Origin of the sequence: Pantoea sp. DY-15, assembly GCF_019795935.1 — a bacterium.
Lineage (GTDB): Bacteria > Pseudomonadota > Gammaproteobacteria > Enterobacterales > Enterobacteriaceae > Pantoea > Pantoea leporis.
Genome location: NZ_JAIMIF010000001.1, coordinates 1,510,630 through 1,537,004 on the forward strand (window position 1 = coordinate 1,510,630; position 26,375 = coordinate 1,537,004).

The following is a 26,375-nucleotide window of genomic DNA, read 5'->3' on the forward strand; positions in this document are numbered from 1 at the left end:
TATGTTACGTGTAATTGATACCGAAACCTGCGGCCTGCAGGGCGGCGTGGTGGAAGTGGCATCGGTGGATGTCATTGATGGCCAGATCGTCAATCCGATGAGCGACTTAATTTGCCCGGATCGCCCAATCAGTCGTCAGGCGATGGCGGTACATCGCATTACGGAAGCGATGGTGGTGGGCAAACCCACTATCGAAGAAGCGATTGGCCGCTATCACGGCAGTCCGCATTACGTGGCGCACAACGCCAGTTTTGATCGCCGCATGTTGCCCACTATGCCGGGCGAATGGATCTGCACCATGACGCTGGCGCGTCAGCTGTGGCCAGGCATTAAATATGGCAATCAGGCGCTGCGTCACAGCCTGAAACTGGATGTCACACCACCGGCCGAACTGCATGCGCACCGCGCATTGTATGACTGCTACGTCACCGCTGCGCTGCTGATCCGCATTATGGAAACCTCCGGCTGGAACGCCGAGCAGATGGCGAATTTGTGCCAGCCTGCGCCCGTGAGCGGCGATGTGTTCCCGTTTGGCAAATATCGCGGTCAGAGTATTGGCAGTATCGCGCGTAAAGATCCCGGCTATCTGCGTTGGGTGCTGGAAAATGTGCGCGATTTGCGCCCACCGTTACGGCAGGCGCTGCGCAAGTACGTGAAGAGCGATCAGTAATCGACGCGGTCTGGCAAGCTGCCCTGCGCCAGGCCGATCAGGAAAGTGAACTCCTGCGCCACACCTTCATACGCTTTGAAACGCCCCGATTTGCCGCCGTGGCCAGAATCCATCTCGGTACAGAGCAACAGCAGCGAATCGTTGGTTTTCAGCTCACGCAGTTTCGCCACCCACTTAGCCGGTTCCCAATACTGCACCTGCGAATCGTGCAGGCCGGTGGTGACCAGCAAATGCGGATAGGCTTTGGCCTCGATGTTGTCATACGGGCTGTATTGGCGAATGGTGTGATAGAACTCCGCCTGTTCGGGATTGCCCCACTCATCGTATTCGCCGGTGGTCAGCGGAATCGTCGGATCGAGCATCGTCGTCACCACATCGACAAATGGCACCTGTGCCACCACGCCGTGGAACAGCTCCGGCGCCATGTTCACCACGCCGCCCATCAGTAATCCGCCGGCGCTGCCGCCCATCGCATAGAGCTGCTGGCGATGACCATAACCCTTCGCCACCAGCGCTTCGGTGACATCAATAAAGTCGGTGAAGCTGTTGATTTTATTCTTCAGGCGGCCACCGTCGTACCATTGCTGGCCGAGCTCGCCGCCGCCGCGCACGTGAATGATGGCGTAGACGAAGCCGCGCTCCAGCAAGCTGATGCGGCTGGTGCCAAAGCTGGCATCCATGCTGCTGCCGTAAGCGCCGTAACCGTACACCAGCAACGGATTGTTGCCGCGCTGGAAATGCTTGCGGTGATAGACCAGCGAAACCGGCACTTCCGTCCCATCGCGCACCGTGATCCACAGATGCTCGCTTTTGTAATCCTCAGATTTGAAGCCCGGCACCGGCGTGCGCTTCAGCACGCGACGATCGCCGGTTTCCATGTTCAGTTCAAACAAGGTGGTCGGCGTGGTCATCGAAGAGTAGCCGTAGCGCAAGGTGTCGCTTTCCGGCGAAGGATTGTAGGCAAGCCAGGTGACATAGGCGGGATCGTCGAAGGCGATACCAAAGCTTTCGCCGCTCTCCCAGTTTATCTGCCGCAAGGTATTTACGCCGTGCTGACGCTCTTCAACCACCAGCCAATGACGGAACAGCTGGAAATCTTCCAGTACCACGTTGTCACGCGCCGGGACCAGCGATTGCCAGCGCGCTTCCGCCAGCCACGCGCTGCGATAGAGGCCGAAATTTTTACCGTCGCGATTTGAGCGAATGTAGAACTGATGATTGTAGTGATCGATGCTGTATTCATGGTCGCGTCGACGCGGACAAAAGGTTTGTGGCTGCGCATCCGGATATTCGGCGTCGATCATCAGAATCTCGCTGGTATTGGTGCTGTACAACGCAATCAGAATGAAGTGCTCGGAGGTGGTTTTGTGCACGCTGAGGTGGAAAGAGTCATCCTTCTCTTCATACACCAGCTGATCGTCAGATTGCGGATGGCCCAGCTCATGGCGCCACACCTGATACGCCAGAAGTGTTTTCGGATGCTTACGCACGTAATAGAGCGTGCGGGAATCGTTGGCCCAGGCCACGCTGGATGACGCATTAGTCAGCACTTCCGGATACCAGCTGCCACTCTGCAAATTACGGAAGCGAATGCCGTATTGGCGGCGCGACAGGAAGTCTTCAGCTAAGGCCATCACCTGATTGTCCGGCGTAATCGCCAGCGCGCCCATGGTGTAAAAATCACTGTGCGCGGCGCGTTGGTTACCATCAAGTAACAACTGCCAAGGTTCATCCGCCGGTGCGTCGGTCGGCTGACGGAAATAGGCCGGATACTCATTGCCCACTTCATAGCGGCTTTGATAGCGATAACCGTTTTTCACATAGGGCACCGAGTGATCCTGCGGCGGAATACGGTCGACGATCTCTTTCAACACCCGTTCCTGCAACGGATTCTGCGACGCCATCATGGCGCGGCCATAATCATTTTCGGCGTGCAGATGGGCCAGCACTTCTGGATTCTCGCGGTCGTCATCACGTAACCAGTGATAATTATCTATGCGCGTTTCACCGTGCAGACTCATGGCATGGGGAATTTTTTTCGCGTGTGGCTGATTCATTAGGCTCTTCTCCCTGAAGGACAACATTCAGCAAGCGTGGCACTAATCACGCACGATGCCAAGCTGCACGCAGCATCACTTTACGCAGGGTAAGCAAAAGATTAAAAGCGAAGGCTGCGGATGCAACCTTCGCACGGAATTAAGCAGCTTTTTCCGCGTCGATATCGCGCTGGATACCGTCGCGCACATCCTGGGGAATTTTCAGCGCATCGCCGAGCGCGGAGAGATAGCTACGCTCCATAAAGTGGTCGACATCAATGGCTGCACAGCTGAGGAAATAGAGTTCCAGCGCCTCTTCTTCATTTTTTACGTCAGCGGCCAGCCAGTTGGGATCGAGCGGGCGATTCATCGCCTGCTGAATCAGCGCTTCGGCTTGTGCGCCGTAGCCGGCCTGCTGGATATTTTGCTCAATTGCGGCACGCTCTTGATCGTCAATGTGACCATCACTTTTCGCCGCGAACACCAGCGCCGTGACTAAACGCTCTGCGCGTTGATCCATCGGCGTTTGCAGCTGGCCAAAGCCCGCATCGTCCTGATGGGTTTCACGTATGCGCTGTTTGTATTTGTTCCACAACAGTGCGCCCGCCGCCGCGCCGCCGCCCAATAGCAAGGCTTTGCCGCCATATTTGGTCAGCAGCTTACGCGTGGATTTGCTGCCGACCAGCAATCCCGCCAGCCCGCCTAATGCGCCCGGGGCCAGCATGTCACTTAAACCGCCCGATTTTCCGTCTCCACCCTTTTTCGCCAGCACCGATTGAATTTGCTGCAGCCAATTGCTCATCGTTTAACTCCTGTTTACTTTTCCGTTCTCCATGCTGCCGCAGGCTGTGTCAGTTAACGTCAGAGCGGGAAAAGTATGGCAAACCTGATCGCGGCGAAAGCGTGAGTACGCAAACGTTTTCGTTTATACTGCGCGCGCATTTTGACTGCTAAGGTGAAATTATGACGACTCTCGGAACCGCGCTGCGCCCTGCCGCTACGCGTGTCATGCTGTTAGGTTCAGGCGAATTAGGCAAAGAAGTGGCACTTGAGTGCCAGCGTCTTGGTGTGGAAGTGATCGCGGTGGATCGTTACGCCGATGCTCCGGCGATGCACGTGGCGCATCGCAGCTATGTGATCAACATGCTGGACGGCGACGCGCTGGCCGCGCTGATTGCCGAGGAAAAGCCGCACTTCGTGGTACCAGAAATTGAAGCCATTGCCACCGAAAAACTGCTGGAGCTGGAAGCGCAAGGTCAGAAAGTGGTGCCGACCGCACGCGCCGCACGTCTGACCATGAACCGCGAAGGCATTCGCCGTCTGGCGGCGGAAGAGTTGTCCTTACCAACCTCGACTTACCAGTTTGCTGACAGCAAAGAGAATTTTGTGGCCGCGGCTGAGGCGATTGGATTCCCGTGCATCGTTAAGCCGGTGATGAGCTCATCCGGTAAAGGACAGAGCTTTATTCGCGAAGCCAGCCAGCTGGAAAAAGCCTGGGATTATGCGCAGCAAGGCGGACGTGCCGGTGCGGGCCGCGTGATCGTTGAAGGCGTGGTGAAGTTTGATTTCGAAATCACCCTGCTGACCATCAGCGCAGTAGATGGCATTCACTTCTGCGCGCCGATTGGTCATCGTCAGGAAGATGGCGATTATCGTGAATCATGGCAGCCGCAGCAAATGAGTGAACTGGCGCTGCAACGCGCGCAGGATATCGCCGCTAACGTGGTAAAAGCGCTCGGTGGATACGGCCTGTTTGGCGTGGAGCTGTTCGTGTGCGGTGATGAAGTGGTGTTCAGCGAAGTGTCACCGCGTCCGCATGATACCGGCATGGTCACGCTGATTTCGCAGGATCTGTCCGAATTCGCCCTACATGTGCGCGCTTTCCTCGGCCTGCCGATTGGCGGCATTCGTCAATACGGTCCCGCTGCGTCGGCAGTGATTTTACCTGAGCTGAACAGCCAGAACGTTGTGTTCGGGAATATCGAAGCCGCGCTGGGCGCCGGATTGCAGCTGCGCCTGTTTGGTAAGCCGGAAATCGCCGGTCAGCGCCGTTTAGGCGTGGCTTTGGCAACCGGTGAAAACACCGATGACGCTATCGCGCGCGCCGTGGCGAGTGCGGCCGCGGTACAAGTCGAAGGTTAAGTAAGATGAAGTGGTCGCCATCAATGACGACCACTTCATGAACTTATGCGCGTGCCCCTTCAACCGCTTCACGCGCCAGACGCGTAATACGATCCCAGTCACCGCTTTCCAGCGCATCATTCGGTACCAGCCACGAACCGCCAATGCACAGCACGCTTTTCAGCGCCAGATAATCCCGATAGTTGGCTGGCGAGATGCCGCCGGTTGGACAGAAACGCACCTGCGGGAACGGACCGCCAATCGCGGATAATGCTTTCACGCCACCATTGGCTTCCGCCGGGAAGAATTTGAACTCACGCAGGCCGTAATCCATGCCGGTCATCAGTTCTGAAACCGTGCTGATACCTGGAATCAATGGCACCGGACCTTCAACCGCGGCTTTCAGCAGCGATTCCGTCAATCCTGGGCTGATGACAAACTGCGCACCGGCGTCAGTGACTTCTTTCAGTTGCTGGGTGTTGATCACCGTGCCCGCACCGACAATCGCTTCCGGAACTTCTTTGATCATTGCACGCAGCGCGTCCATCGCCACCGGGGTACGCAGCGTAACTTCCAGCACGCGCACTCCGCCAGCCACCAGCGCTTTCGCCATCGGCACCGCGTGTTCCAGCTTGTTCACCACAATGACCGGCACGACCGGGCCAGTTTTCAGGATCTGTTCAGCACTTGTTTTCCAGTTCTTCATCACGTTTCCTTGGTTGCATCAGCCCGGCGTTTGGCCACGCTGTCAATTATTGGGCTCTACCATACAAGATCGGCTGGAGCGGCGTCCATTGGATATCAGATTTTTTTGAAACTCTGGTTCACTTTTCAGAAAAATGAATTCTGGACGTAAAAAAGCCCGCACATTTGGCGGGCTCAATATTAGGTTTCTATTCGAACTCGTTCCAGGAACGGCCATCGCGGGTAATCATCGCGACAGAGGCAACCGGTCCCCATGTTCCCGCCTGATACGGCTTCGGCGCTTCGGCATCGGCGCTCCAGGCATCAATGATTGAATCCACCCAGCCCCACGCTGCTTCAACTTCATCACGACGCACAAACAGTGCCTGAATACCGCGCATGGTTTCCAGCAGCAGACGCTCGTAAGCATCGGCCAGATGCGACTGGTTGAAGGTTTCGGAGTAGCTCAGATCCAGCTTGGTGGTCTGCAGTTTATGCTTGTGGTCGAGTCCCGGGACTTTGTTCAGGATTTCGATATCCACGCCTTCGTCCGGCTGCAGACGAATGGTCAGCTTGTTTTGCGGCAGTTCAGCGTACGAATCCTTAAACAGGTTCATCTCAGGATTCTTGAAATACACCACCACTTCAGAGCATTTGGTTGGCAAGCGCTTGCCGGTACGCAGATAGAACGGCACGCCAGCCCAACGCCAGTTATCGATATCCACGCGAATAGCAACAAAGCTTTCCGTGGCGCTCTGCTTGTTAGCGCCCTCTTCTTCCAGATAACCTGGCACTTTCTTGCCCTGCACAAAGCCGGCGGTGTACTGACCGCGTACGGTTTTCTCGCGCACGTTGGTTTGATCGATACGACGCAGTGAGCGCAGCACTTTCACTTTCTCATCACGAATCGCATCCGCGCTCAGATCGGACGGCGGCGACATGGCAATCATGGTGAGGATCTGCAACAGGTGGTTCTGAATCATGTCACGCATCTGGCCGGCTTTGTCGAAGTAACCCCAACGGCCTTCGATGCCCACCTCTTCTGCCACGGTGATCTGCACGTGATCGATGGTGCGATTGTCCCAGTTGTTGACGAAGATAGAGTTGGCAAAACGCAGCGCCAGCAGGTTGAGCACCGTCTCTTTACCGAGATAGTGGTCAATACGGAAAACCTGGCCTTCTTCGAAGTATTTGCCGACGCTGTCATTGATCTCTTGTGAGGTTTCCAATGAGGTGCCGAGCGGCTTTTCCATTACTACGCGTGCCGGTTTGGCGTTCAGCTTGGCGGCGCCCAGACCGTCGCAAATCGCGCCAAAGGTGCTTGGCGGCATGGCGAAGTAGTTAATGGTGACGCGGTTTTTCTGGTCAAGCATTTTGCCCAGTTTGGTGAAATGCGAGGTGTCATTTACGTCGAGGTTACAGAAGTCAAGACGGCTGCTAAGGGTGTCCCACAGCGCTTCATCGATCTTCTCTTTCATGAAGGTTTCCAGCGCTTCACGTACCACTTTGGTATACGCGGCTTTATCCCAATCCGCGCGACCCACGCCAATAATGCGAGTGGTTTCATGAATCTGACCGGCTTTTTCCAGCTGATACAGTGATGGCAACAGTTTACGGCGCGCGAGATCGCCTTTGGCACCGAAAATCACCAGATCGCATGCCTGGGCTGTTTGTGTAACCGCCATTTTCCTCTCCTCGTTGCAGGATATACCCGGCTTGAGCGTTCTCATCACGCCAGGTCCTTATTGTAATTTTCTTTCAGCACAATGTACGTTTTTAGCGGGTTTAGGACAACCCGAACGCAGTGTTTTGCTGGCGTTAACTGTGAACGTAATAAAGGTGTTACGTGTGTTGTAGCGTGCCATTTGAGCACATTTTCTGTTTCGATATTTGTCGTGGCAAAACACGTCAGCGATCAAAGTATCGCAAAAAATTCGCGTTTACATTTGTCCTCCGCTGCGTGCGAGGGGCTATTACACGGTATATTCTTGTGAATTGGCAGCGATTTCATTGATTGATGAACGCGGAAAAGTGATTGACGCTCATTAGGTTAAACCATGCTGGAACAGATTCAGGCGCAACTCGATGCGTTAAGCAAATCAGAACGTAAAGTCGCAGAGCAGATTCTTGCCGCGCCGCAACAGGCGATGCACTCCAGCATCGCCACGCTGGCACGCGCTGCTGACGTCAGCGAACCGACGGTGAATCGCTTCTGCCATCGTATGGGCACACGCGGCTTTCCTGACTTCAAATTGCAGCTCGCGCAGAGCCTGGTCAAAAGCCCGAACTGGGTGAGCCGCGATGTGGAAGAAAATGACAGTGTGGAAAGTTACAGCCACAAAATTTTTGATTCCGCATTAGCCGGCCTCAGCCGCGTCCGCCAGCAACTTGACTCACAGGTGATTCGTCAGGCGGTTCAGGCACTGTCAAATGCGCATAAAATTGCCTTTTTTGGCCTTGGTGCCTCCGCCGTGGTGGCACATGACGCCACCAATAAATTTTTGCGTTTTAATCTGCCGGTCATCTGGTCAGAGGATATTGTGATCCAGCGCATGAGTTGCATAAATAGTGGTCCAAACGATGTGTTTGTTCTCATCTCACATACTGGTCGCACCAAAAATATGGTAGAACTGGCTCGCCTGGCGCGTGTAAACGCTTCCACTGTGCTGGCTATCACCTCTCCGGGTTCTCCGCTGGCGGCGGAAGCCACGCTGGCTTTGACGCTCGACGTACCCGAAGATACCGATATCTACCTGCCAATGGTTTCCCGCCTCGCACAATTAACCGTGATTGATGTTCTGGCGACAGGGTTTACCCTTGAGCGCGGCGCTGCTTTCCGTGAAAATTTGAAGCGGGTGAAAGAAGCGCTGAAAGATTCACGCTTGGAGAAACAGGCGCAGGAAAATAATTAACATCACATTCACAATGTGAGTCGAATCACAGCCCATCGATCATATAGAATAGATGAACACTACGTGTCACTTGAGAGCGACACGATACTTTGCTAACGGAGTCCTTCATGTCCAGACGTCTCAGAAGAACCAAGATCGTTACAACCCTCGGTCCAGCCACCGATCGCGACAACAACCTCGAAAAAATCATCGCGGCGGGTGCTAACGTTGTACGACTCAACTTCTCCCACGGCACACCGGAAGATCATCAACAGCGCGCCAACAAAGTCCGTGAAATCGCGGCGAAACTCGGTCGCCACGTGGCGATCCTTGGCGACCTGCAAGGGCCAAAAATTCGCGTATCGACCTTCAAAGAAGGCAAAGTGTTCCTCAACGTCGGCGATCGTTTCTTGCTGGATGCTGATTTAACTAAAGGCGAAGGCGACAAAGAAAAAGTCGGTATCGACTATAAAGGTCTGCCAGAAGATGTGGTGCCCGGCGATATCCTGCTGCTGGACGACGGTCGCGTTCAGCTGAAAGTGCTGGAAGTTCAGGGCGTAAAAGTGTTTACCGAAGTTACCGTCGGTGGCCCGCTCTCTAACAATAAAGGCATCAACAAACTCGGCGGCGGTCTCTCTGCCGATGCGCTGACCGAGAAAGACAAAGTTGATATCGTTACCGCCGCAAAAATCGGCGTGGATTATCTGGCGGTCTCCTTCCCGCGTAACGGCGAAGATATGAATTATGCCCGCCGTCTGGCGCGCGACGCCGGCTGCGATGCCAAACTGGTGGCGAAAGTAGAGCGTGCTGAAGCCGTTGCCTCACAGGAAGCGATGGATGACATCATCCTTGCCTCTGACGTGGTGATGGTTGCGCGTGGCGATTTGGGTGTAGAGATTGGCGATCCTGAGCTGGTGGGTATTCAGAAAGCGTTGATTCGTCGTGCGCGCCAACTGAACCGCACCATCATCACCGCAACGCAGATGATGGAATCGATGATTACCAACCCGATGCCAACACGTGCCGAAGTCATGGATGTGGCGAACGCCGTGCTGGATGGTACCGATGCGGTGATGCTGTCGGCGGAAACCGCTGCAGGCCAGTATCCGGCTGAAACTGTTTCAGCGATGGCGAAAGTGTGCCTCGGCGCAGAGAAAATCCCGAGCGTTAACGTTTCTAAGCACCGCCTGGAAGTGCAGTTCGATAACGTCGAAGAAGCGATTGCCATGTCGGCGATGTATGCTGCCAACCATCTGCAAGGGGTTTCAGCGATCATCACCATGACCGAATCGGGCCGTACCGCGCTGATGACCTCACGTATCACTTCTGGTTTGCCGATCTTCGCCATGTCACGTCACGAGCGGACGCTGAACCTGACAGCGCTGTACCGTGGTGTTACGCCGGTATTCTTCGACAGTAACAATGATGGTGTGGCCGCCGCGCACGATGCAGTGAATCTGCTGCGCGAGAAAGGTTTCCTGGTTTCAGGTGACCTGGTGATTGTCACTCAGGGTGACGTGATGTCGACCACCGGCACCACCAACACCAGCCGTGTTCTGCGCGTAGACTAATACGCAGCACCGACAGCGGCTGTAACAACATGGACAAACGCGACTGCCTGGCAGTCGCGTTTTTATTTTTTTGACAAGGAGGCCAGATGGCCCGCTATCAACCTATTACCCAACTCACCGGGCGCGTGCTGCTGTTTCCGCTCGCGCTGGTGCTGTTTGAATTCGCCACCTACATCGCGCATGACATGATTCAGCCCGGCATGCTGCTGGTGACGTCTGAATTCAGCGTCGGCCCGGAATGGGTTTCGACCTCGCTGACCGCTTATCTGATGGGCGGCGTAGTGCTGCAATGGCTGCTCGGTCCGCTCTCAGACAAATATGGCCGCCGGCCGGTGCTACTGTTTGGCATCTTGTTCTTTGCCGCCGCCTGCATTCTCACAACGTGGGTTAGCAGCATTGAAGAGTTTGTCGCGCTGCGCTTTGTACAGGGCATCAGCCTGTGCTTTATTGGCGCCGTCAGCTACGCGGCGGTGCAGGAAGCCTTTGATGAAGCGTTGGCAGTACGCATGATGGCGCTGATGGCCAACGTCGCGCTGCTGGCACCGCTCGCGGGTCCGCTGGCCGGAGCCGCGTGGCTCACCGTTGGCGAGTGGCGCAGCATGTTCTGGCTGTTTGCCATCTGCAGCGTGATTGCGTTTGCCCTGCTATGGCGCGTCATGCCGGAAACCGCTGGCGATCGCAGTCACTCTATCGCCCTGCCAACGCTGGCGCGCGGCTATGCGCGTTTGGCGCGCGATCGTCAGGTGATGTACGGATCTTTTGCCATTGGTTTAGTGTTTATTCCGATCCTGACGTGGGTAGCGCTGTCGCCAGTGATTCTGATGCACGATGAAGGATTGTCACGCATGCAGTATGCGCTGCTGCAGTTGCCGGTGTTTCTGGCGATGATTGCCGGCAACATCACGCTTGGCAAACTGGCTGGACGCGTGCCGATTGAGCAGCCGGTGAAGTTTGCCGCCTGGCCGATTCTGATTGGTTTGAGTATTTCGCTGCTGGCTAATTTGCTCGATAATCACACCTATCTGCTGCTGACAGCCGGGTTAAGCTTGTACGCTTTCGGCGCAGGCATGGTGAATGCCGGTCTGTACCGTTTGACGCTTTACTCCAGCAACGAAGGCAAAGGCAGCGTGGCGGCGATGCTCGGTATGATCAGCATTCTGACCTTAGCGGTAGGCATTGAGCTGGCGAAAAGTGGCTACTTCAGCGGCGGCACACCGTGGTTTAGCGGGATTAACTTCGCCGCTGGCGTGCTGTGGTTTGGTCTGGTGACCCTGTTCCTGCGCGAACGTAAACGTCGCAGTCATGTGGCGGCAATAGAATGATAAAGGGGCCAGACGGCCCCATGTTTATTTCCTACGAGGATAAAGATCTTTGCGCGCATAAGGTTCGATATCCCCTTCCTTACGCGTTTTCAGCAGCTTCAGAATCCAGGTGTACTGTTCCGGATGCGGTCGCACGAACACTTCAACTTCTTCATTCATGCGACGCGCAAGCGTATTGTCATCGGCATCCAGCAAGTCATCCATTGGCGGACGCACATAGATTTCCAGACGATGGGTTTCACTGTTGTACACCGGGAACAGCGGCACAACGCGTGCGCGGCATACTTTCATCAGGCGGCCCACTGCGGGCAATGTGGCTTTGTAAGTAGCAAAGAAATCCACAAATTCGCTATGTTCCGGGCCGTGATCCTGGTCCGGCAGATAATAGCCGTAATAACCCTGACGCACCGACGCGATAAACGGCTTAATCCCGTCATTTCGCGCATGCATACGGCCACCAAAACGGCGTCGCACAGTATTCCACAGAAAATCCATTAACGGATCGCTTTGATTGTGGAACATCGCCGCCATCATCTGACCTTCAGATGCCAGCAGCATCGCTGGAATATCCACGCCCCAACCGTGCGGCACTAAGAATATGACGTTTTCTTTATTGGCCTGCAGCTGCTCAATGATTTCCCGGCCGTGCCAGTCAACACGCTTACGCACATGCTCTGGATTACGAATGCCCAATTCGGCCATCATCGCCATCGCCTGCGGTGCGGTGGCAAACATACGATCAGCAATCTCTTCGCGCTGCGCTTCACTCAATTCCGGCAGGCAATAATAGAGATTGATCAGCGCACGGCGGCGCGCACTTTTCGCCAACTTACCGGCGAACTTGCCCAATCCGCCCAGAATCGGATCGCGCACTTTTGCAGGAAGTAATGCCATGACGGCCAGCGCGCCAACCGCCAACCAACTTCCCCAGTATTTCGGCTTTAAAAAAGAACGTTGAAAAACGGGAATAAACTCACTGTTATTTTTCTTTCGGGTTTCCATGCACTCGCCTCTGACAATGACCGGTCAATAATAGTGACGATGGTTAATTTTGCAATCTTCATGCGCCAGATAGCAAAAAACCGACGAAGAATCCGTCGGTTTTTAAGTGTTACGCGCAATAATGCGTTATTTCAACGTCAACTGCGGCAACCAGGTTTTCACTTGCGCCATGTAAGTGCTGCGATCTTTACCCGTCAACCCTTCCATGCGCGGCAGTTTTGCCGTCAACGGATTCACTGCCTGATTGTTGATCCACACTTCATAGTGCAGATGCGGGCCGGTTGAACGTCCGGTGTTACCCGACAGCGCAATACGATCGCCACGTTTCACCTTTTGCCCCGGTTTAACCAGCGCTTTACTCAAGTGCATGTAACGCGTCATATATTGACGACCGTGGCGAATCGCCACGTAATTTCCGGCAGCACCGCCGTTTTTCGCCATTACCACTTCACCATCGCCCACAGCTAAAACTGGCGTACCAATGGGCAGAGCGAAATCGACACCTTTATGCGGTGCGATGCGGCCGGTTACCGGGTTAAGCCGACGCGGATTGAAGTTGGAAGAGACACGATACTGCTTAACAGTTGGGAAGCGCATGAAGCCACGTGCTAACCCAGATGCATTGCGATCGTAGAACTTGCCATCTTCCGCACGGAAGGCGTAATAGTCTTTGCCACCGGTGCGTAAACGTACGCCAAGTAATTGGCTTTGGGCACTTTTTCCATCAAGCATTTCACGTGACATCAACACACTGAAGTCATCACCCGCGCGAAGTTTGCGGAAATCCATCTGCCACTGCATCGCTTTGATCACGTTGCTGGTTTCTGCGCTGGTCAAGCCCGCGCGCTGGGCGCTGGCAGCAAAGCTGCCGCGCACTTCACCTTTTAGTACGTTGTTTTGCCACTCACCCTTTTGCAGCTCCTGCTGCATCTTAAAGCTGCCATTGTCGGCGCGCTGATAAGTACGGGTTTCACGACGATCGATTTCCCAGCTGAAGGTTTGCAGTTGTCCATCTGCATCCAGCGTCCAGCTCAGTTGCTGACCAACGCGCATGTTACGCAGATCTTTATCGCTGCTGACTAATGCGTTGATATCGCCCATCTCAATACCGTACTGATTTAACGCGCTGCTAAGCGTATCGCCTGAAGAGACGGTGTAATCATGTACGTTAGGATTATCTGGAACGTCTTTATCAATATCGTCAGCAGGAATATCGTCGGCCGGTTCTTCGGTCGTCTGATCGATCGGCTCACTGGCTTCCGGCAATAGCGTACGCAGTTCGTCTTTATCCAGCGCGATGGTTTTCACGATGGGCGCGACATCGCGCGGATGGTAAACGTAAGGCCGCCATACTGCGACGGCCAACGTGACAACGGTTAATGAACCCAGCATAACGCGGTGGGGGCGCGGCAAATTATTAAATGCGAGGGCGACAGAGCGGGCTATCTGCTGCACTTTTACCTATTCCTCATGCTCCATTCAGGCAGCTCGCATACTGGCTCGACAGCTGTGAAAGGAATTTCACGTAACTGTCTTTGGATAAGCTGATGTCCATCCCCAACGGATCTAACGTGCCTTTTCGTACGGAAGTTCCACGGGACACGGCATCGATGACGGCCGGTCTGAATTGTGGTTCAGCGAAAACGCAAACGGCTTTCTGCTCAACCAACTGTGTTCGTATTTGATGTAAACGCTGGGCGCCCGGCTGGATTTCAGGGTTGACGGTAAAATGACCTAAAGGTGACAAACCGTAATGTTTTTCAAAGTAGCTGTAAGCGTCGTGAAAAACGAAATAACCCTTGTTCCGCACGGGCGCCAGTTGCGCGCCGATGTGTTTGTCTGCATCGGCTAATTCTGCTTTAAACTCCTGCAGATTAGCGTCAAGTTTGGCTTTGCTTTGCGGCATAAGTTCCAATAATTTTCCATGGATTGCAACCGCAGATTGTAAGGCCATGTCAGGGGACATCCACAGATGCATATTAAACTGTCCGTGATGGTGCTGCGCATGAGACCCGTCTTGGACTTCGGAATTTTCTGAGCCATGATCGTGACCGTGCTCATGTTCCTCATCTTCATCATCGCCGCTAATCAATAGCGGTTTTATGCCTGGCAATGCTGCAATTTCGAGGTTTTTGTTAGCGGGCAACTCCGCTGCTGACTTAGTGAGAAAGGCTTCCATCTCTGGGCCTGTCCACACCACTAAGTCTGCGTTTTTAATACGTTTTACATCGGAAGGACGTAAAGCATAATCATGTTCTGAGGCGCCATCGGGCAGCAATACTTCAACCGGCGTAATGCCATCTGCGATAGCCGCTGCGATAAATCCGAGAGGTTTGATTGAAGCAACCACCGCTGAGTGCGCGGGAAACGTGCTTGTGGCGGCAAATGCCGCAGCAGTAAGGGTGAAAATAAGGCACTTTTTATTGTGTAACATAATACGTCATTCCATCGTGACCCGTTGATGGAATGTGATATTATAACATTCGAAATTCAATGCAACCCGTAAATAACATGCCGCCACTTGTCACACTTGAAAACATTTCTGTGAAATTCTCCCAGCGTCCGGTGCTCGCAGGCATTAGCCTCGCACTTGAACCGGGAAAAATTCTCACCCTGCTCGGCCCGAATGGCGCCGGCAAATCCACGCTGGTTCGCGCGGTGCTCGGGCTGCTCAAACCCACCAGCGGCAGCGTCAAGCGCGCCGCTGATTTGCGTATCGGTTACGTGCCGCAAAAACTGCACATCGACCCAACGTTGCCGATCACCGTTGAACGTTTTATGCGCCTATCGCGCGGCACCAAACGCGATGCCATTTTACCGGCGCTGAAGCGCGTGCAAGCTGGGCATCTGCTGCATGCGACACTGCAAAAACTCTCTGGCGGTGAAACCCAGCGTGTGCTGCTGGCGCGCGCGTTACTTAATGACCCGCAACTGCTGGTGCTCGATGAGCCGACACAAGGCGTTGACGTCAACGGCCAGGTTGCGCTGTACGATTTGATCGATCAGCTGCGCCGCGAACTGAACTGCGGTGTGCTGATGGTTTCACACGACCTGCATCTGGTGATGGCGAAAACCGACGAAGTGCTGTGTCTCAACCATCACATCTGCTGTTCCGGCACGCCAGAAGCGGTGTCACAACATCCCGAGTTTATCGCGATGTTTGGCCCACGCGGCGCGCAGCAGTTGGCGATTTATCGTCATCATCATAATCACCGTCACGATTTACAGGGACGTATTGTTCTGCGCAAAGGAAATGGCCCGTCATGATTGAACTGTTATTGCCTGGCTGGCTGGGCGGCGTGTTGCTGGCGCTGGCGGCCGGCCCACTTGGCTCGTTTGTTGTTTGGCGCCGCATGTCTTACTTCGGCGATACTCTCGCGCATGCATCCTTGCTGGGCGTGGCGTTTGGTTTGCTGCTCAACGTGAATCCTTACTATGCGGTGATTTTGGTGACCGTGTGTCTGGCGTTGGGATTGGTATGGCTGGAGCGTCGCCCGCATCTGGCTATCGATACCCTGCTCGGCATTATGGCGCACAGCGCGCTGTCGCTGGGTTTGGTGGTCGTTAGTCTGATGCAAGGCGTACGTGTCGATCTGATGGCTTACCTGTTTGGCGATCTGCTGGCGGTGACGCCCAATGATTTATGGATGATGGCCGGCGGCGTGGCGATTGTTCTGGCGGTGATGGCATGGCAGTGGAATTCGCTGTTGTCGATGACCATCAGCCCGGAGCTGGCGCAGGTGGATGGCGTTAACATTCAGCGCACGCGTTTGATGTTGATGCTGGTCACAGCATTAACCATCGGCGTAGCGATGAAGTTTGTTGGTGCCTTGATTATTACATCGCTACTGATTATCCCGGCGGCGACGGCACGTCGCTTCTCACGCTCACCGGAACAGATGGCCGGTTTTGCCGTGATTGCCGGTATTATCGCGGTGACCGGCGGGCTGACCTTCTCCGCCACTTACGATACGCCAGCCGGTCCTTCGGTGGTGTTATGCGCTGCGGTATTGTTCATCATCAGCATGGCAAAAAAACCGGCGGCATAACGCCGGTTTACTCTTCGCGACTGATACCAAAGTGTTTGTAAGCATGCTGCGTTGCCATTCGGCCACGCGGCGTGCGTTGAATGAATCCTTGCTGGATCAGGAAGGGTTCAATCACATCCTCGATAGTTTCCCGCTCTTCGCCAATCGCCGCTGCCAGGTTATCTAAGCCCACCGGACCACCCGAAAACTTATCGATAATCGCCAGCAGCAGTTTACGGTCCATGTAATCGAAACCCTGGCTGTCGACGTTAAGCATATCCAGCGCGCTGGCTGACACTTCGCCGCTCAGGTTGCCGTTCGCTCGTACTTCCGCAAAGTCACGCACGCGGCGCAGCAGGCGGTTAGCGATACGCGGCGTACCGCGTGCACGACGCGCTATCTCCAACGCGCCCTCTTCGCTCAGCGCCAGACCAAGACAGGCCGCGCTACGGCCCACAATGTGCTGCAGATCGGGCACGTTATAGAACTCAAGGCGCTGCACGATACCGAAACGGTCGCGCAGCGGCGAGGTTAAAGAACCGGCGCGCGTCGTGGCACCAATCAGGGTAAACGGCGGCAGATCGAGCTTGATCGAACGCGCCGCCGGACCTTCACCAATCATGATATCCAGCTGATAATCTTCCATCGCCGGATACAGCACTTCTTCCACCACCGGCGACAGGCGATGGATCTCATCGATAAACAGCACATCGTGCGGTTCAAGGTTGGTGAGCATCGCCGCCAGATCGCCGGCTTTTTCCAGCACCGGACCGGACGTGGTACGCAGATTGACGCCCATTTCGTTAGCGACGATATTAGCCAGCGTGGTTTTACCCAATCCCGGCGGGCCGAAAATCAGCAGATGATCGAGTGCATCGCCACGCAGTTTCGCAGCCTGGATGAAAATCTCCATTTGCTCGCGCACCTGCGGCTGGCCAACATATTCCGTCAGCAGCTTAGGGCGAATGGCACGGTCGAGCGTTTCTTCTTCGTTAAAGGAACTGCCCGAGACCAGACGATCGGCTTCAATCATGCTTTACCTCAAATAGCTGCGCGCAGGGCTTCACGAATCAGGGTTTCGCAATCCGCATCCGGTTTACCGACTTTGCTGATCATACGGCTGGCTTCCTGCGGTTTATAGCCGAGGGCCACCAGCGCTGAAACCGCTTCGGCTTCAGCATCGTTATTGTCTTGTGCAGCGGATGGCGTGGTCAACGTAAAGGTTGAATCACCACCAAACAGATCGCCGTGCATGCCGATAAAGCGATCTTTCATCTCCACAATCAAACGCTCGGCGGTTTTTTTACCCACGCCCGGCAGTTTGATCAGCGAGGCAATCTCTTGTCGCTCAACGGCGGTCACGAACTGCTGGGCCGACATGCCAGACAGAATCGCCAGCGCCAGTTTTGGCCCAACGCCATTCACCTTAACCAGCTCGCGGAACAGCGTGCGTTCCTGCTTGTTATTGAAACCGAACAGCAGTTGCGCATCTTCACGTACCACAAACTGCGTAAAGATGATCGCTTCCTGATTGATCTCCGGCAGCTCGTAAAAGCAGGTCATTGGCATGTGCACTTCATAACCGACACCGTGCGCCTCAATCAACACCAGCGGCGGCTGTTTTTCCAGAATGTTGCCTCGTAAACGACCAATCACCTGAGCAGTTCCTTAATCTGTTAGTAAGCCTGAGTTTATAGCATAAAAAAGGCTGGATGAATATCCAGCCTAACTTAGCATTTCGTTTCCGCTAACCCGATCGCATACGCCCGCGCGTCATCACCAGTTTCGTATCGCTGATACGCGCCGCATTTTGGCTCATATGGCAATGCGTAATGGCGATGGCCAGCGCATCGGCGGCATCCGCCTGCGGATTGGCCGGCAGTTTTAGCAAGGTTCGTACCATATGCTGCACCTGACTTTTCTCTGCGCCGCCGGTACCGGTAACGGTTTGCTTCACCTGGCGCGCCGCATATTCAAACACCGGCAAATCATGATTCACCGCCGCGACAATCGCCGCACCGCGCGCCTGGCCCAGTTTCAGCGCTGAGTCCGCATTCTTGGCCATAAACACCTGCTCGATGGCAAAATAGTCGGGTGAGAACTGGGTGATAATTTCGCTGACGCCCGCGTAGATCAGTTTGAGGCGCGTCGGCAGATCGGTGACGCTGGTGCGGATACAGCCGCTGCCCAGATAGGTAAGCTGGCGGCCGGTTTGGCGAATAACACCGTAACCGGTGACGCGCGAGCCGGGATCGATCCCGAGAATTATCGCCACGGCGCGTCTCCGGTGAGTGGGGTTTTAAGCAACGCCATTACAGCGTTTCTGCGATCTCATCAGAGATTTCACCGTTATGGTAAACTTCCTGCACGTCGTCACAGTCTTCCAGCATGTCGATCAGGCGCAGCAGTTTCGGCGCGGTTTCGGCATCCATTTCAGCTTTGGTTGACGGGATCATCGAGACTTCAGCCGAGTCCGCTTTCAGACCGCCCGCTTCCAGCGCATCACGCACCGTACCCATCTCTTCCCACGCGGTGAAGACATCAATCGCACCGTCGTCATAGGCCACAACGTCTTCAGCACCGGCTTCCAGCGCCGCTTCCATCACCGCATCTTCGTCCTGACCTGGCGCGAAGGAGATCACGCCCTTCTTGCTGAACAGGTAAGAAACCGAACCGTCGGTACCGAGGTTGCCGCCGGTTTTGGTGAAGGCATGACGCACTTCGCCCACGGTACGGTTGCGGTTGTCGCTCAGGCACTCAATCATCACTGCTGAGCCGCCCGGACCGTAACCTTCATAAATGATGGTTTCCATGTTGGAATCATCTTCACCGCCCACGCCGCGTGCGATGGCACGGTTCATGGTGTCGCGCGTCATGTTGTTAGACAGCGCTTTATCCATCGCTGCGCGCAGACGTGGATTAGAACCCGCATCGCCACCGCCCAGTTTCGCAGCGGTGACCAGCTCGCGAATGATTTTGGTGAAGATTTTACCGCGCTTAGCGTCCTGAGCAGCTTTACGATGCTTAGTATTAGCCCATTTACTGTGTCCAGCCATCTTACATATTCTCCGATCTTTTACTGGGTGCAGGCTATCTTACTTGCGATCTTGTCCCCCGGCAGTGCTCGCAATCCTCACGTACATAAGTACGCTCCGGTTGCTATGCGCTGGCGGTGAACAACCTCGCGGCGCCGATTACGCCTGACTGTTCGATATTGTTCGGTGCGTTCATTTAAAACCCACCAGATTTATAAAACTTAATGCATTCGCCACCGGAAAAACGCGCGGCGGCGAGCATTCAGATAAATTCTTCAATCGCCTGGCGGTTACTCCAGGACTTGGTGAGGGCTGCGGCAGCGGCGGGTTCGAGCCAGCGCGCGGCGAGATGCTCGGTGAGCAGCAGCTCGCGTTCTGCGGGTATGGCCAACCTGAACCAGTGTTCGCGATTGTGCGTGGTGCCCGGTGCGTAACGATGGCGATAGTGCGGGAAGATCTCAAACTCGATTTGCTTGTGGCAATCGTCCAGCACTAGCTTTTCGTGCGCAATATCGATGGCGAGTTCTTCTAACACTTCGCGCTGAGCCGCCTGGCGCGGGGTTTCGCCCGCTTCCAGGCTGCCAGTGACCGATTGCCAGAAGCTGTCGTCATCACGTCGCTGCAGCATTAACACCCGGCCGGTATCGCGGGCAAAAATCACCACCAACACCGAAACCGGATGTTTAAAGCCCATTACTTGTTCTCTGTCTTTTCTTTCTTCGGCGCCACCAGAATGCCGAGGTCCAGCAACGCAGCGGGATTGGCTTCGCTTGGGGCTTCGGTCATCATGCACGCTGCGGCGGTGGTTTTCGGGAACGCGATCACATCACGAATGTTATCGGTGCCGGTCAACAGCATGGTCAGACGATCCAGGCCGAACGCCAGGCCGGCGTGCGGCGGCGTACCGTATTTCAGTGCGTCGAGCAGGAAGCCAAACTTCTCACGCTGCTCTTCTTCGGTAATGCCGAGGATGCTGAATACCGTCTGCTGCATTTTACCATTATGAATACGCACGGAACCGCCGCCCACTTCGTAGCCGTTAATCACCATATCGTAAGCATTGGCCACCGCTTGAACTGGATCGGTTGCCAGCTCTTCTGCGCTCATGTCTTTCGGCGACGTGAACGGATGGTGCATCGCTGCCAGGCCGCCCTCTTCATCTTCCTCAAACATAGGGAAGTCGATCACCCACAGCGGCGCCCAGGCTTTATCATCGGTGATTTGCAGATCGCGGCCCACTTTCAGACGCAGCGCGCCCAGCGCATCCGCCACCACTTTGGCGCGGTCCGCACCGAAGAAGATCAGGTCGCCATCTTGTGCGCCAGTACGGTTGAGAATGTCTTCAACGATTTCTGCGCTGAGGAACTTGGCAACCGGGCTCTGTACGCCTTCGAAGCCTTTCGCGCGTTCGTTGATCTTCATCCACGCCAAACCTTTGGCGCCATAAATTTTGACAAATTCACCGTACTCATCGATTTGCTTACGCGTCAGCGCTGCACCGCCCGGTACGCGCAGAGCCGCCACGCGGCCTTTGGCATCATTGGCTGGGCCAGCAAACACCTGGAATTCTACGTTTTTCAGCAGGTCGGCAACGTCGACCAGCTCCATTGGGTTACGCAGGTCTGGCTTATCTGAGCCGTAACGGTTCATCGCTTCTGCAAAAGTCATCTGCGGGAAGTCACCGAGATCCACGCCTTTGATGTCGATCCACAGTTCACGAATCAGACGTTCCATCTTTTCACGCACCTGCTCGGCGGTCATGAAAGAGGTCTCCACGTCGATCTGGGTGAATTCTGGCTGACGATCGGCGCGCAGATCTTCGTCACGGAAACACTTAACGATCTGATAGTAGCGGTCAAAACCCGACATCATCAGCAGCTGTTTGAACAGCTGTGGCGACTGCGGCAGCGCGTAGAACTTGCCTTTATGCACGCGGCTCGGCACCAGATAGTCACGCGCGCCTTCAGGCGTAGCTTTGGTCAGCATCGGCGTTTCGATATCGAGGAAACCCTGGTCGTCCATAAAGCGACGCACGAAGCTGGTAATTTTAGCGCGGGTTTTCAAACGCTGCGCCATTTCCGGACGACGCAGGTCCAGATAGCGATAGGTCAGGCGCGCTTCTTCGCTGTTGACCTGGTTAGAGTCCAGCGGCAGCGGTTCAGCGCGGTTGATGATGTTCAGCTCGTGGGCAAACACTTCCACTTCGCCGGTCGCCATATCGCTGTTTTTGTTCTTTTCGTCACGTGCACGCACAGTGCCGGTGATCTGGATACAGAATTCGTTACGCAGCTCAGATGCCAGCTGGAAAGCGTCCTGACGATCGGCATCAAAGAACACCTGCGCGATACCTTCACGGTCACGCATATCGATAAAAATCAGGCTACCCAGATCGCGACGGCGATTTACCCAGCCGCAGAGAGTGACTTGCTGACCCACGTGAGACAGATTGAGCTGTCCGCAATATTCTGTACGCATAACGTATCCTTTTAACTTCGCCGCTGCTGCCAGACAGCATCAGGCCGCGTAACCTTCTGAGATGCTGTCGCAAAAAAGGCGGCTATTATAATGGAAAAACCCAGGCAGGATAAGTGGAGCCCGATCAAAGCGGACAAAACATTATGCTTTATCGCGCTGTTTTTCCTGCCGACATCAAAACAGGTTACATTAAGCCGCCCTTTCCCGCCCTAAAGGATTCAGGAGTTCGCGTTGACACTTCGTATTGGATTACCGCAATGGCAGCACGCGCAATGGAAACAGTTCGGTATTGAGACCTTAGCCGATTACGCGCAGCTGTTTGGTTGTGTGGAAGGCAATACCACGTTGTATGCGCTGCCAAAGCCGGAAGTGGTGCTGCGCTGGCGCGACATGACGCACGACGATTTCCGTTTCTGCTTCAAGTTTCCCGAAAGCATCAGCCATAAAGCGGCGCTACGCGACTGTGATGAGTTGCTGAATGAGTTTTTCCGCCTGCTCGATCCACTCAGCACGCGCATTGGTCAATACTGGCTGCAGCTGCCGGCGGCGTTTTCTCCGGCTCAGCTCGGCGATCTATGGTCTTTTCTCGACAGTTTGCCGCGCAATTTCCGCTATGGCGTCGAGGTGCGGCATCAGGCATTTTTCGCCAAAGGAGATGCTGAACGCGCGCTGAATCGCGGTTTGCTGGAGCGTCAAATTAATCGGGTGATGCTGGATAGTCGTCCGGTGCATGCCTCCACCTCACAGTCGGCCGCAGCGGTGCACGCTCGATCGCAAAAGCCGCGCGTGCCGCTGCATGTGGTGCGTACCGGTGCGCAACCGATGGTGCGTTTCATTGGCAGTGATAGCGTGGCGGAGAGCGTGCCGCTGTTTCAGCCGTGGCACAGCAAGCTGCAAGCGTGGCAGCGGGATAGCGATCCGCTGCTGTTTATCCATACGCCGGATATGGGCGAGGTGTTTCCGCTGATTCAGGCATTGTGGCCACAGTTGCAGCAGTTGGAGCCAGGGTTACGCGATCTGCCCGACTGGCCGCAGCAATCGAGCCTGTTCTAGACGCAACGCAAAGGGTGCAGCCTGCCCGCGTTTCTGCCAAAATAGCGCCCTTTCCGTTTTCTCTCCGGACCTTTCATTATGTCTGATCGCGATACGCTATTTTCCGCGCCCATCGATAAGCTGGGCGACTGGACCTTTGACGAGCGCGTAGCTGAAGTTTTTCCCGATATGATTCAGCGCTCGGTGCCGGGTTATTCCAACATCATTTCGATGATTGGCATGCTGGCAGAACGCTTTGTTCAGCCGAATAGCCAGGTTTACGATCTCGGCTGTTCACTCGGTGCCGCCACGCTGTCGGTGCGCCGCAATATTCATGTGCCCGGCTGCCAGATTATTGCCGTGGATAATTCGCCGGCGATGGTGGAGCGCTGCCGTCGCCATATCGACGCCTTCCGCGCGGATACGCCGGTGCAGGTGATCGAAGCAGATATTCAGGACATCCACATTGAGAACGCCTCGTTGGTGGTGCTGAACTTTACCCTGCAATTCCTTGAGCCACCGGCACGTCTCGAGCTGCTGAAGAAGATTGTTAACGGATTAAATCCGGGCGGCGCGCTGGTGTTGTCGGAGAAGTTCAGTTTTGAAGATGCCGATGTCGGCGAGTTGCTGTTTAACATGCATCACGATTTCAAACGCGCTAACGGTTACAGCGAGCTGGAGATTAGCCAGAAACGCAGCATGCTGGAGAACGTGATGCTGACCGATAGCGTTGAAGCGCATAAAGCGCGCCTGAAAACCGCCGGTTTCAAACATGCGGAGTTGTGGTTCCAGTGCTTTAATTTTGGTTCGTTGGTGGCGTTGAAATGATTGAGTTTGGCCGTTTTTATCAGCAGATCGCCACCGGCCCGCTCGCCAGTTGGCTGGAAGTGTTACCGGCGCAAGTCGCCGCATGGCAGCGTGAGAATCTGCACGGTAAGTTCCGCGACTGGGAGAAGTCAGTTGATTATCTGCCGCTGCTGACGCCGCAGAAGCTGGATTTGTTGCACAGCGTGAGCGCGGATGTTGAGGATCTGACCGATCGTCAGCGTCTTGGCATTGAGAATCTACTGCGCAATCTGATGCCGTGGCGCAAAGGTCCTTATTCGCTGTACGGTACTGAGATCGATACCGAATGGCGTTCCGACTGGAAATGGGATCGCGTGTTGCCGCACATTTCGCCGTTGCAGCATCGCACGGTGCTGGATGTCGGCTGCGGTAGCGGCTATCACATGTGGCGCATGATTGGCGCGGGCGCGAAGCTGGTGGTCGGCATCGATCCAATGCAACTGTTTTTGTGCCAGTTTGAAGCGGTGCGTAAGCTGTTGGGCGACGATCGTCGTGCGCATTTGCTGCCGCTGGGCATTGAGCAACTGCCGGCGTTGCAAGCGTTTGATACCGTGTTTTCAATGGGCGTGCTTTATCATCGCCGTTCGCCGCTCGATCACTTGATGCAGCTGAAAAATCAGTTAGTCAGTGACGGTGAGCTGGTGCTGGAGACGCTGGTGATTGAAGGCGATGAGAACGCGGTGTTGGTGCCGGGCGAGCGTTATGCGCAGATGCGTAATGTTTACTTTATCCCTTCTGCGGCGGCGCTGAAGAGTTGGCTGGAGAAGTGCGGATTTGTCGATGTGCGCATCGCGGATTACGCGGTGACGTCCGTGGAAGAGCAGCGTCGCACCAGCTGGATGACCAGCGAGTCGCTGGCCGAGTTCCTTGATCCGCATGATAGCAGTAAGACCGTTGAAGGTTATCCCGCCCCGCTGCGCGCCGTGTTAGTGGCCCGCAAGCCGTAATGTCTAACGCCGCGATAGCGCCAGCTTCGCGGCGAAGCCAATAAACACGCAGCCCGTCAGGCGATCCATCACTTTTAGCACCGCTGGACGACGCAGATGTGCCGCAAAGTACTGGCTGCTGCCAATCAGTACCGCATTCCACACTAATCCAATCACCATGTGCGTGAGCGCCATCAGCGTACACCACAGCGGCACCGACGCGCCCGCCGGAATGAATTGCGGCAGGAAGGTGACGTAGAACACGCCGACTTTCGGGTTTAATAGATTGCCAAAGAGTCCGCGCGTAAAGCAGGCAACATAGCTTTGCTCTTTACTCTGCGCGTGCTGCCCTTCTTCCGCTTGGGTGCGTGGGTTGATGAGTAATTTGACACCGAGATAGAGGAGATAGGCCGCACCGATCCATTTCAGCAGGTTATACGCCATTTCCGAGGCCAGCAGCAGCGCGCCCAATCCCAAACCCACCGCAACGCCCCACAGCAGGCAACCCAGCGTGACGCCAAATGCTGTAGCCCAGGCACGTTTCCAGCCTTGCGCGGCGGCTGAACGCAGCACTAATGCAGTATCAAAACCGGGCGTGAGTGTGAGGATGGTGATGGCGAAAAGGAATGAAAGGATGAGTGTCATGTGCGGGCTCCCTGTTTGGTTCAGTGCGTTCCAGGCAAAGAATCAGGGCCGCTCCGTAAAGGCGTCGTGAACACGTCCTTGTGGACTCTGCCGCCGCATCCATGCGGCGGAAGCTTTACTCCGCGGCCCTGATTCTTTGCCTTAATGTGGGTTTTGTGTAGTTTGCTTTAATCTTGTGCGGCGGTTTCGTTGGGTGCGTTCCAGTATTGGTATTTATAAGCGGAGCTGAGATGGCGTTCAATGGTGCCTTTGGCGAAAACTTCGGTTTCATGCAGATAACTGAGCGTGCAGTTGCCCACTTCATCCCACAGCTGACACTCATCTACCGAGCGCAGCGTGCTGACTGGCGTGGTCGCGGTGCCGTTCAAACGCAGTTCCCGCCACTGGTTATCGTAGCTGTAAGTATCTTTGCTGCGCGCGCTGGTGGATGAGGTCACTAATCCTTGTGGATTCCAGCGCCAGCTGCTTTCGCCGTTGGTCATGCTATCGCTGCCGCGCGCCACGCTTTTTTCCACCCTGAACTGTTTGTCATAGCGATAAGTGGTATCGGTAAAGCCATCTTTGCCCATGCTGGTGAATTTATCGGATGAGCTGACGATGTTGCCATGCTGCCCGATTTGCCAGCTGATGGTGCCCTGACGGTTGTCGACCACTTCCTCCTGCCCCGCTTTGATCACTTTGACCATGTAGGCATATTCCGCCACCCAGCCGCGCTGAACGCGGGCGATATGTTGTTCCATCGTCAATAGAACATTGCCTTCATTTTTGTCGTAGGAAATATCGGCCACCATCAAATCGCCGCACTGATCAAACTGGCCGAGTACGCGCTTTTGCGAGTTCACATCTTTGCCAAATTCGCCTGCCACCACCTGACGCACCGCGCCTTTGGCATCGCCACCCAGCATGATCCAGTTGTTGCTGCTGGTGATGTTTTTGCTCATCGGCGGACACGCGGTGCTGACCGCCAGCGCGACGCCGCAGTACGGGAGTAGCAGCATTAAAACGGTATAAGGGATGGATTTCATGAAGGTTATCCGTACGAAGCCATAGAGTAATCAAAGCATCATTTACGCGATCACGCTATCTCCGCG

25 protein-coding genes are annotated in these 26,375 nt (G+C 55.0%); 10 read left to right on the top strand and 15 right to left on the bottom strand.

Annotated elements, in window-relative coordinates; genetic code table 11:
* Position 1: 1 nt before the first annotated feature.
* Positions 2–670: an exodeoxyribonuclease X gene (gene exoX / locus K5Y32_RS07450; RefSeq protein ID WP_008110459.1), complete on the top strand. Its 669-nt coding sequence runs from the start codon at positions 2–4 to the stop codon at positions 668–670.
* On the opposite strand, the gene K5Y32_RS07455 is transcribed toward exoX, so the two are convergent.
* Both K5Y32_RS07455 and K5Y32_RS07460 read right to left on the bottom strand, forming a co-directional pair.
* The gene (locus tag K5Y32_RS07455) at positions 664–2,727 is read right to left on the bottom strand and encodes a prolyl oligopeptidase family serine peptidase (protein ID WP_222182525.1); all 2,064 of its coding nucleotides are present in this window, start codon (positions 2,725–2,727) and stop codon (positions 664–666) included. The genes exoX and K5Y32_RS07455 overlap by 7 nt on opposite strands.
* Positions 2,728–2,866: 139 nt before the next feature.
* On the bottom strand, positions 2,867–3,508 hold the full coding sequence (locus tag K5Y32_RS07460; protein ID WP_137385935.1) for a tellurite resistance TerB family protein: 642 nt from the start codon (positions 3,506–3,508) through the stop codon (positions 2,867–2,869).
* A 161-nt stretch (positions 3,509–3,669) separates the two neighbouring features.
* On the opposite strand from K5Y32_RS07460, the gene purT reads away from it, so the two are divergent.
* A complete protein-coding gene (purT, locus tag K5Y32_RS07465) occupies positions 3,670–4,848 on the top strand; it encodes a formate-dependent phosphoribosylglycinamide formyltransferase (RefSeq protein ID WP_110866306.1) in 1,179 nt (392 codons plus the stop codon).
* A gap of 43 nt (positions 4,849–4,891) precedes the next feature.
* Here the strand turns inward: purT and K5Y32_RS07470 are convergent, their stop codons facing one another.
* On the bottom strand, positions 4,892–5,533 hold the full coding sequence (locus tag K5Y32_RS07470) for a bifunctional 4-hydroxy-2-oxoglutarate aldolase/2-dehydro-3-deoxy-phosphogluconate aldolase (protein ID WP_008110463.1): 642 nt from the start codon (positions 5,531–5,533) through the stop codon (positions 4,892–4,894).
* A 187-nt stretch (positions 5,534–5,720) separates the two neighbouring features.
* The gene (zwf, locus tag K5Y32_RS07475; RefSeq protein WP_064738913.1) at positions 5,721–7,196 is read right to left on the bottom strand and encodes a glucose-6-phosphate dehydrogenase; all 1,476 of its coding nucleotides are present in this window, start codon (positions 7,194–7,196) and stop codon (positions 5,721–5,723) included.
* A 372-nt stretch (positions 7,197–7,568) separates the two neighbouring features.
* Between zwf and K5Y32_RS07480 the strand changes: the two genes are divergently transcribed.
* From K5Y32_RS07480 to K5Y32_RS07490, 3 genes are all read left to right on the top strand, one after another.
* A complete protein-coding gene (locus tag K5Y32_RS07480) occupies positions 7,569–8,423 on the top strand; it encodes a MurR/RpiR family transcriptional regulator (protein ID WP_061718589.1) in 855 nt (284 codons plus the stop codon).
* Positions 8,424–8,530: 107 nt separating this feature from the next.
* Positions 8,531–9,973 (top strand): pyruvate kinase, encoded by a 1,443-nt coding sequence (pyk, locus tag K5Y32_RS07485; RefSeq protein WP_101764163.1) that lies wholly within the window; start codon positions 8,531–8,533, stop codon positions 9,971–9,973.
* 86 nt (positions 9,974–10,059) lie between these two features.
* A complete protein-coding gene (locus tag K5Y32_RS07490; protein ID WP_222182527.1) occupies positions 10,060–11,295 on the top strand; it encodes an MFS transporter in 1,236 nt (411 codons plus the stop codon).
* A 24-nt stretch (positions 11,296–11,319) separates the two neighbouring features.
* On the opposite strand, the gene lpxM is transcribed toward K5Y32_RS07490, so the two are convergent.
* From lpxM to znuA, 3 genes are all read right to left on the bottom strand, one after another.
* Entirely contained in the window at positions 11,320–12,297 is a 978-nt protein-coding gene (gene lpxM, locus K5Y32_RS07495) for a lauroyl-Kdo(2)-lipid IV(A) myristoyltransferase (RefSeq protein ID WP_222182529.1), read from the bottom strand.
* 126 nt (positions 12,298–12,423) lie between these two features.
* The gene (gene mepM / locus K5Y32_RS07500; RefSeq protein WP_061718586.1) at positions 12,424–13,752 is read right to left on the bottom strand and encodes a murein DD-endopeptidase MepM; all 1,329 of its coding nucleotides are present in this window, start codon (positions 13,750–13,752) and stop codon (positions 12,424–12,426) included.
* A gap of 13 nt (positions 13,753–13,765) precedes the next feature.
* Positions 13,766–14,731: a zinc ABC transporter substrate-binding protein ZnuA gene (gene znuA / locus K5Y32_RS07505; protein WP_222182531.1), complete on the bottom strand. Its 966-nt coding sequence runs from the start codon at positions 14,729–14,731 to the stop codon at positions 13,766–13,768.
* A gap of 77 nt (positions 14,732–14,808) precedes the next feature.
* Between znuA and znuC the strand changes: the two genes are divergently transcribed.
* A complete protein-coding gene (znuC, locus tag K5Y32_RS07510) occupies positions 14,809–15,564 on the top strand; it encodes a zinc ABC transporter ATP-binding protein ZnuC (RefSeq protein WP_222182533.1) in 756 nt (251 codons plus the stop codon).
* On the top strand, positions 15,561–16,346 hold the full coding sequence (gene znuB, locus K5Y32_RS07515) for a zinc ABC transporter permease subunit ZnuB (RefSeq protein WP_222182535.1): 786 nt from the start codon (positions 15,561–15,563) through the stop codon (positions 16,344–16,346). Before znuC ends, znuB begins: the two co-directional genes overlap by 4 nt.
* Positions 16,347–16,353: 7 nt before the next feature.
* Here znuB and ruvB read toward each other — a convergent pair whose 3' ends face one another.
* The 6 genes from ruvB to aspS all read right to left on the bottom strand — a co-directional run bounded on the left by ruvB (position 16,354) and on the right by aspS (position 21,835).
* Complete coding sequence (gene ruvB, locus K5Y32_RS07520) at positions 16,354–17,358, bottom strand: Holliday junction branch migration DNA helicase RuvB (protein WP_007889560.1); 1,005 nt, start codon at positions 17,356–17,358, stop codon at positions 16,354–16,356.
* Positions 17,359–17,366: 8 nt separating this feature from the next.
* Positions 17,367–17,981, bottom strand: coding sequence for a Holliday junction branch migration protein RuvA (gene ruvA / locus K5Y32_RS07525; RefSeq protein ID WP_007889559.1), 615 nt, complete (start codon positions 17,979–17,981; stop codon positions 17,367–17,369).
* 91 nt (positions 17,982–18,072) lie between these two features.
* On the bottom strand, positions 18,073–18,600 hold the full coding sequence (gene ruvC / locus K5Y32_RS07530) for a crossover junction endodeoxyribonuclease RuvC (RefSeq protein ID WP_008110486.1): 528 nt from the start codon (positions 18,598–18,600) through the stop codon (positions 18,073–18,075).
* Positions 18,601–18,637: 37 nt separating this feature from the next.
* Positions 18,638–19,381, bottom strand: a complete 744-nt coding sequence (locus K5Y32_RS07535; RefSeq protein WP_222182537.1) for a YebC/PmpR family DNA-binding transcriptional regulator — start codon at positions 19,379–19,381, stop codon at positions 18,638–18,640.
* Between the two features lie 241 nt (positions 19,382–19,622).
* Entirely contained in the window at positions 19,623–20,054 is a 432-nt protein-coding gene (gene nudB, locus K5Y32_RS07540) for a dihydroneopterin triphosphate diphosphatase (RefSeq protein ID WP_176971744.1), read from the bottom strand.
* Complete coding sequence (aspS, locus tag K5Y32_RS07545) at positions 20,054–21,835, bottom strand: aspartate--tRNA ligase (RefSeq protein WP_222182539.1); 1,782 nt, start codon at positions 21,833–21,835, stop codon at positions 20,054–20,056. Before aspS ends, nudB begins: the two co-directional genes overlap by 1 nt.
* Positions 21,836–22,066: 231 nt before the next feature.
* Between aspS and K5Y32_RS07550 the strand changes: the two genes are divergently transcribed.
* The 3 genes from K5Y32_RS07550 (at position 22,067) to cmoB (ending at position 24,660) form a co-directional block, all read left to right on the top strand.
* The gene (locus K5Y32_RS07550) at positions 22,067–22,888 is read left to right on the top strand and encodes a DUF72 domain-containing protein (protein WP_222182541.1); all 822 of its coding nucleotides are present in this window, start codon (positions 22,067–22,069) and stop codon (positions 22,886–22,888) included.
* Between the two features lie 78 nt (positions 22,889–22,966).
* On the top strand, positions 22,967–23,695 hold the full coding sequence (gene cmoA, locus K5Y32_RS07555) for a carboxy-S-adenosyl-L-methionine synthase CmoA (protein ID WP_097097065.1): 729 nt from the start codon (positions 22,967–22,969) through the stop codon (positions 23,693–23,695).
* A complete protein-coding gene (gene cmoB, locus K5Y32_RS07560) occupies positions 23,692–24,660 on the top strand; it encodes a tRNA 5-methoxyuridine(34)/uridine 5-oxyacetic acid(34) synthase CmoB (RefSeq protein ID WP_110866314.1) in 969 nt (322 codons plus the stop codon). The genes cmoA and cmoB overlap by 4 nt, the downstream gene beginning before the upstream one ends.
* Before the next feature lie 3 nt (positions 24,661–24,663).
* Here cmoB and K5Y32_RS07565 read toward each other — a convergent pair whose 3' ends face one another.
* Positions 24,664–25,284, bottom strand: a complete 621-nt coding sequence (locus K5Y32_RS07565; protein WP_222182543.1) for a LysE family translocator — start codon at positions 25,282–25,284, stop codon at positions 24,664–24,666.
* A 167-nt stretch (positions 25,285–25,451) separates the two neighbouring features.
* Positions 25,452–26,309, bottom strand: a complete 858-nt coding sequence (locus tag K5Y32_RS07570; protein ID WP_222182545.1) for a hypothetical protein — start codon at positions 26,307–26,309, stop codon at positions 25,452–25,454.
* Between the last annotated feature and the right edge of the window lie 66 nt (positions 26,310–26,375).

Excerpts from the sequence above, each read along its gene's own strand:
- K5Y32_RS07480 (WP_061718589.1), top strand. The coding sequence starts at position 7,569 with ATGCTGGAACAGATTCAGGCGCAACTCGATGCGTTAAGCAAATCAGAA.
- K5Y32_RS07570 (WP_222182545.1), bottom strand. The coding sequence starts at position 26,309 with ATGAAATCCATCCCTTATACCGTTTTAATGCTGCTACTCCCGTACTGC.
- K5Y32_RS07490 (WP_222182527.1), top strand. The coding sequence starts at position 10,060 with ATGGCCCGCTATCAACCTATTACCCAACTCACCGGGCGCGTGCTGCTG.
- znuB (WP_222182535.1), top strand. The coding sequence starts at position 15,561 with ATGATTGAACTGTTATTGCCTGGCTGGCTGGGCGGCGTGTTGCTGGCG.
- K5Y32_RS07565 (WP_222182543.1), bottom strand. The coding sequence starts at position 25,284 with ATGACACTCATCCTTTCATTCCTTTTCGCCATCACCATCCTCACACTC.
- K5Y32_RS07460 (WP_137385935.1), bottom strand. The coding sequence starts at position 3,508 with ATGAGCAATTGGCTGCAGCAAATTCAATCGGTGCTGGCGAAAAAGGGT.
- K5Y32_RS07470 (WP_008110463.1), bottom strand. The coding sequence starts at position 5,533 with ATGAAGAACTGGAAAACAAGTGCTGAACAGATCCTGAAAACTGGCCCG.
- cmoA (WP_097097065.1), top strand. The coding sequence starts at position 22,967 with ATGTCTGATCGCGATACGCTATTTTCCGCGCCCATCGATAAGCTGGGC.
- znuC (WP_222182533.1), top strand. The coding sequence starts at position 14,809 with ATGCCGCCACTTGTCACACTTGAAAACATTTCTGTGAAATTCTCCCAG.
- pyk (WP_101764163.1), top strand. The coding sequence starts at position 8,531 with ATGTCCAGACGTCTCAGAAGAACCAAGATCGTTACAACCCTCGGTCCA.
- cmoB (WP_110866314.1), top strand. The coding sequence starts at position 23,692 with ATGATTGAGTTTGGCCGTTTTTATCAGCAGATCGCCACCGGCCCGCTC.
- zwf (WP_064738913.1), bottom strand. The coding sequence starts at position 7,196 with ATGGCGGTTACACAAACAGCCCAGGCATGCGATCTGGTGATTTTCGGT.
- ruvB (WP_007889560.1), bottom strand. The coding sequence starts at position 17,358 with ATGATTGAAGCCGATCGTCTGGTCTCGGGCAGTTCCTTTAACGAAGAA.
- exoX (WP_008110459.1), top strand. The coding sequence starts at position 2 with ATGTTACGTGTAATTGATACCGAAACCTGCGGCCTGCAGGGCGGCGTG.
- nudB (WP_176971744.1), bottom strand. The coding sequence starts at position 20,054 with ATGGGCTTTAAACATCCGGTTTCGGTGTTGGTGGTGATTTTTGCCCGC.
- znuA (WP_222182531.1), bottom strand. The coding sequence starts at position 14,731 with ATGTTACACAATAAAAAGTGCCTTATTTTCACCCTTACTGCTGCGGCA.
- aspS (WP_222182539.1), bottom strand. The coding sequence starts at position 21,835 with ATGCGTACAGAATATTGCGGACAGCTCAATCTGTCTCACGTGGGTCAG.
- lpxM (WP_222182529.1), bottom strand. The coding sequence starts at position 12,297 with ATGGAAACCCGAAAGAAAAATAACAGTGAGTTTATTCCCGTTTTTCAA.
- purT (WP_110866306.1), top strand. The coding sequence starts at position 3,670 with ATGACGACTCTCGGAACCGCGCTGCGCCCTGCCGCTACGCGTGTCATG.
- K5Y32_RS07535 (WP_222182537.1), bottom strand. The coding sequence starts at position 19,381 with ATGGCTGGACACAGTAAATGGGCTAATACTAAGCATCGTAAAGCTGCT.
- K5Y32_RS07455 (WP_222182525.1), bottom strand. The coding sequence starts at position 2,727 with ATGAATCAGCCACACGCGAAAAAAATTCCCCATGCCATGAGTCTGCAC.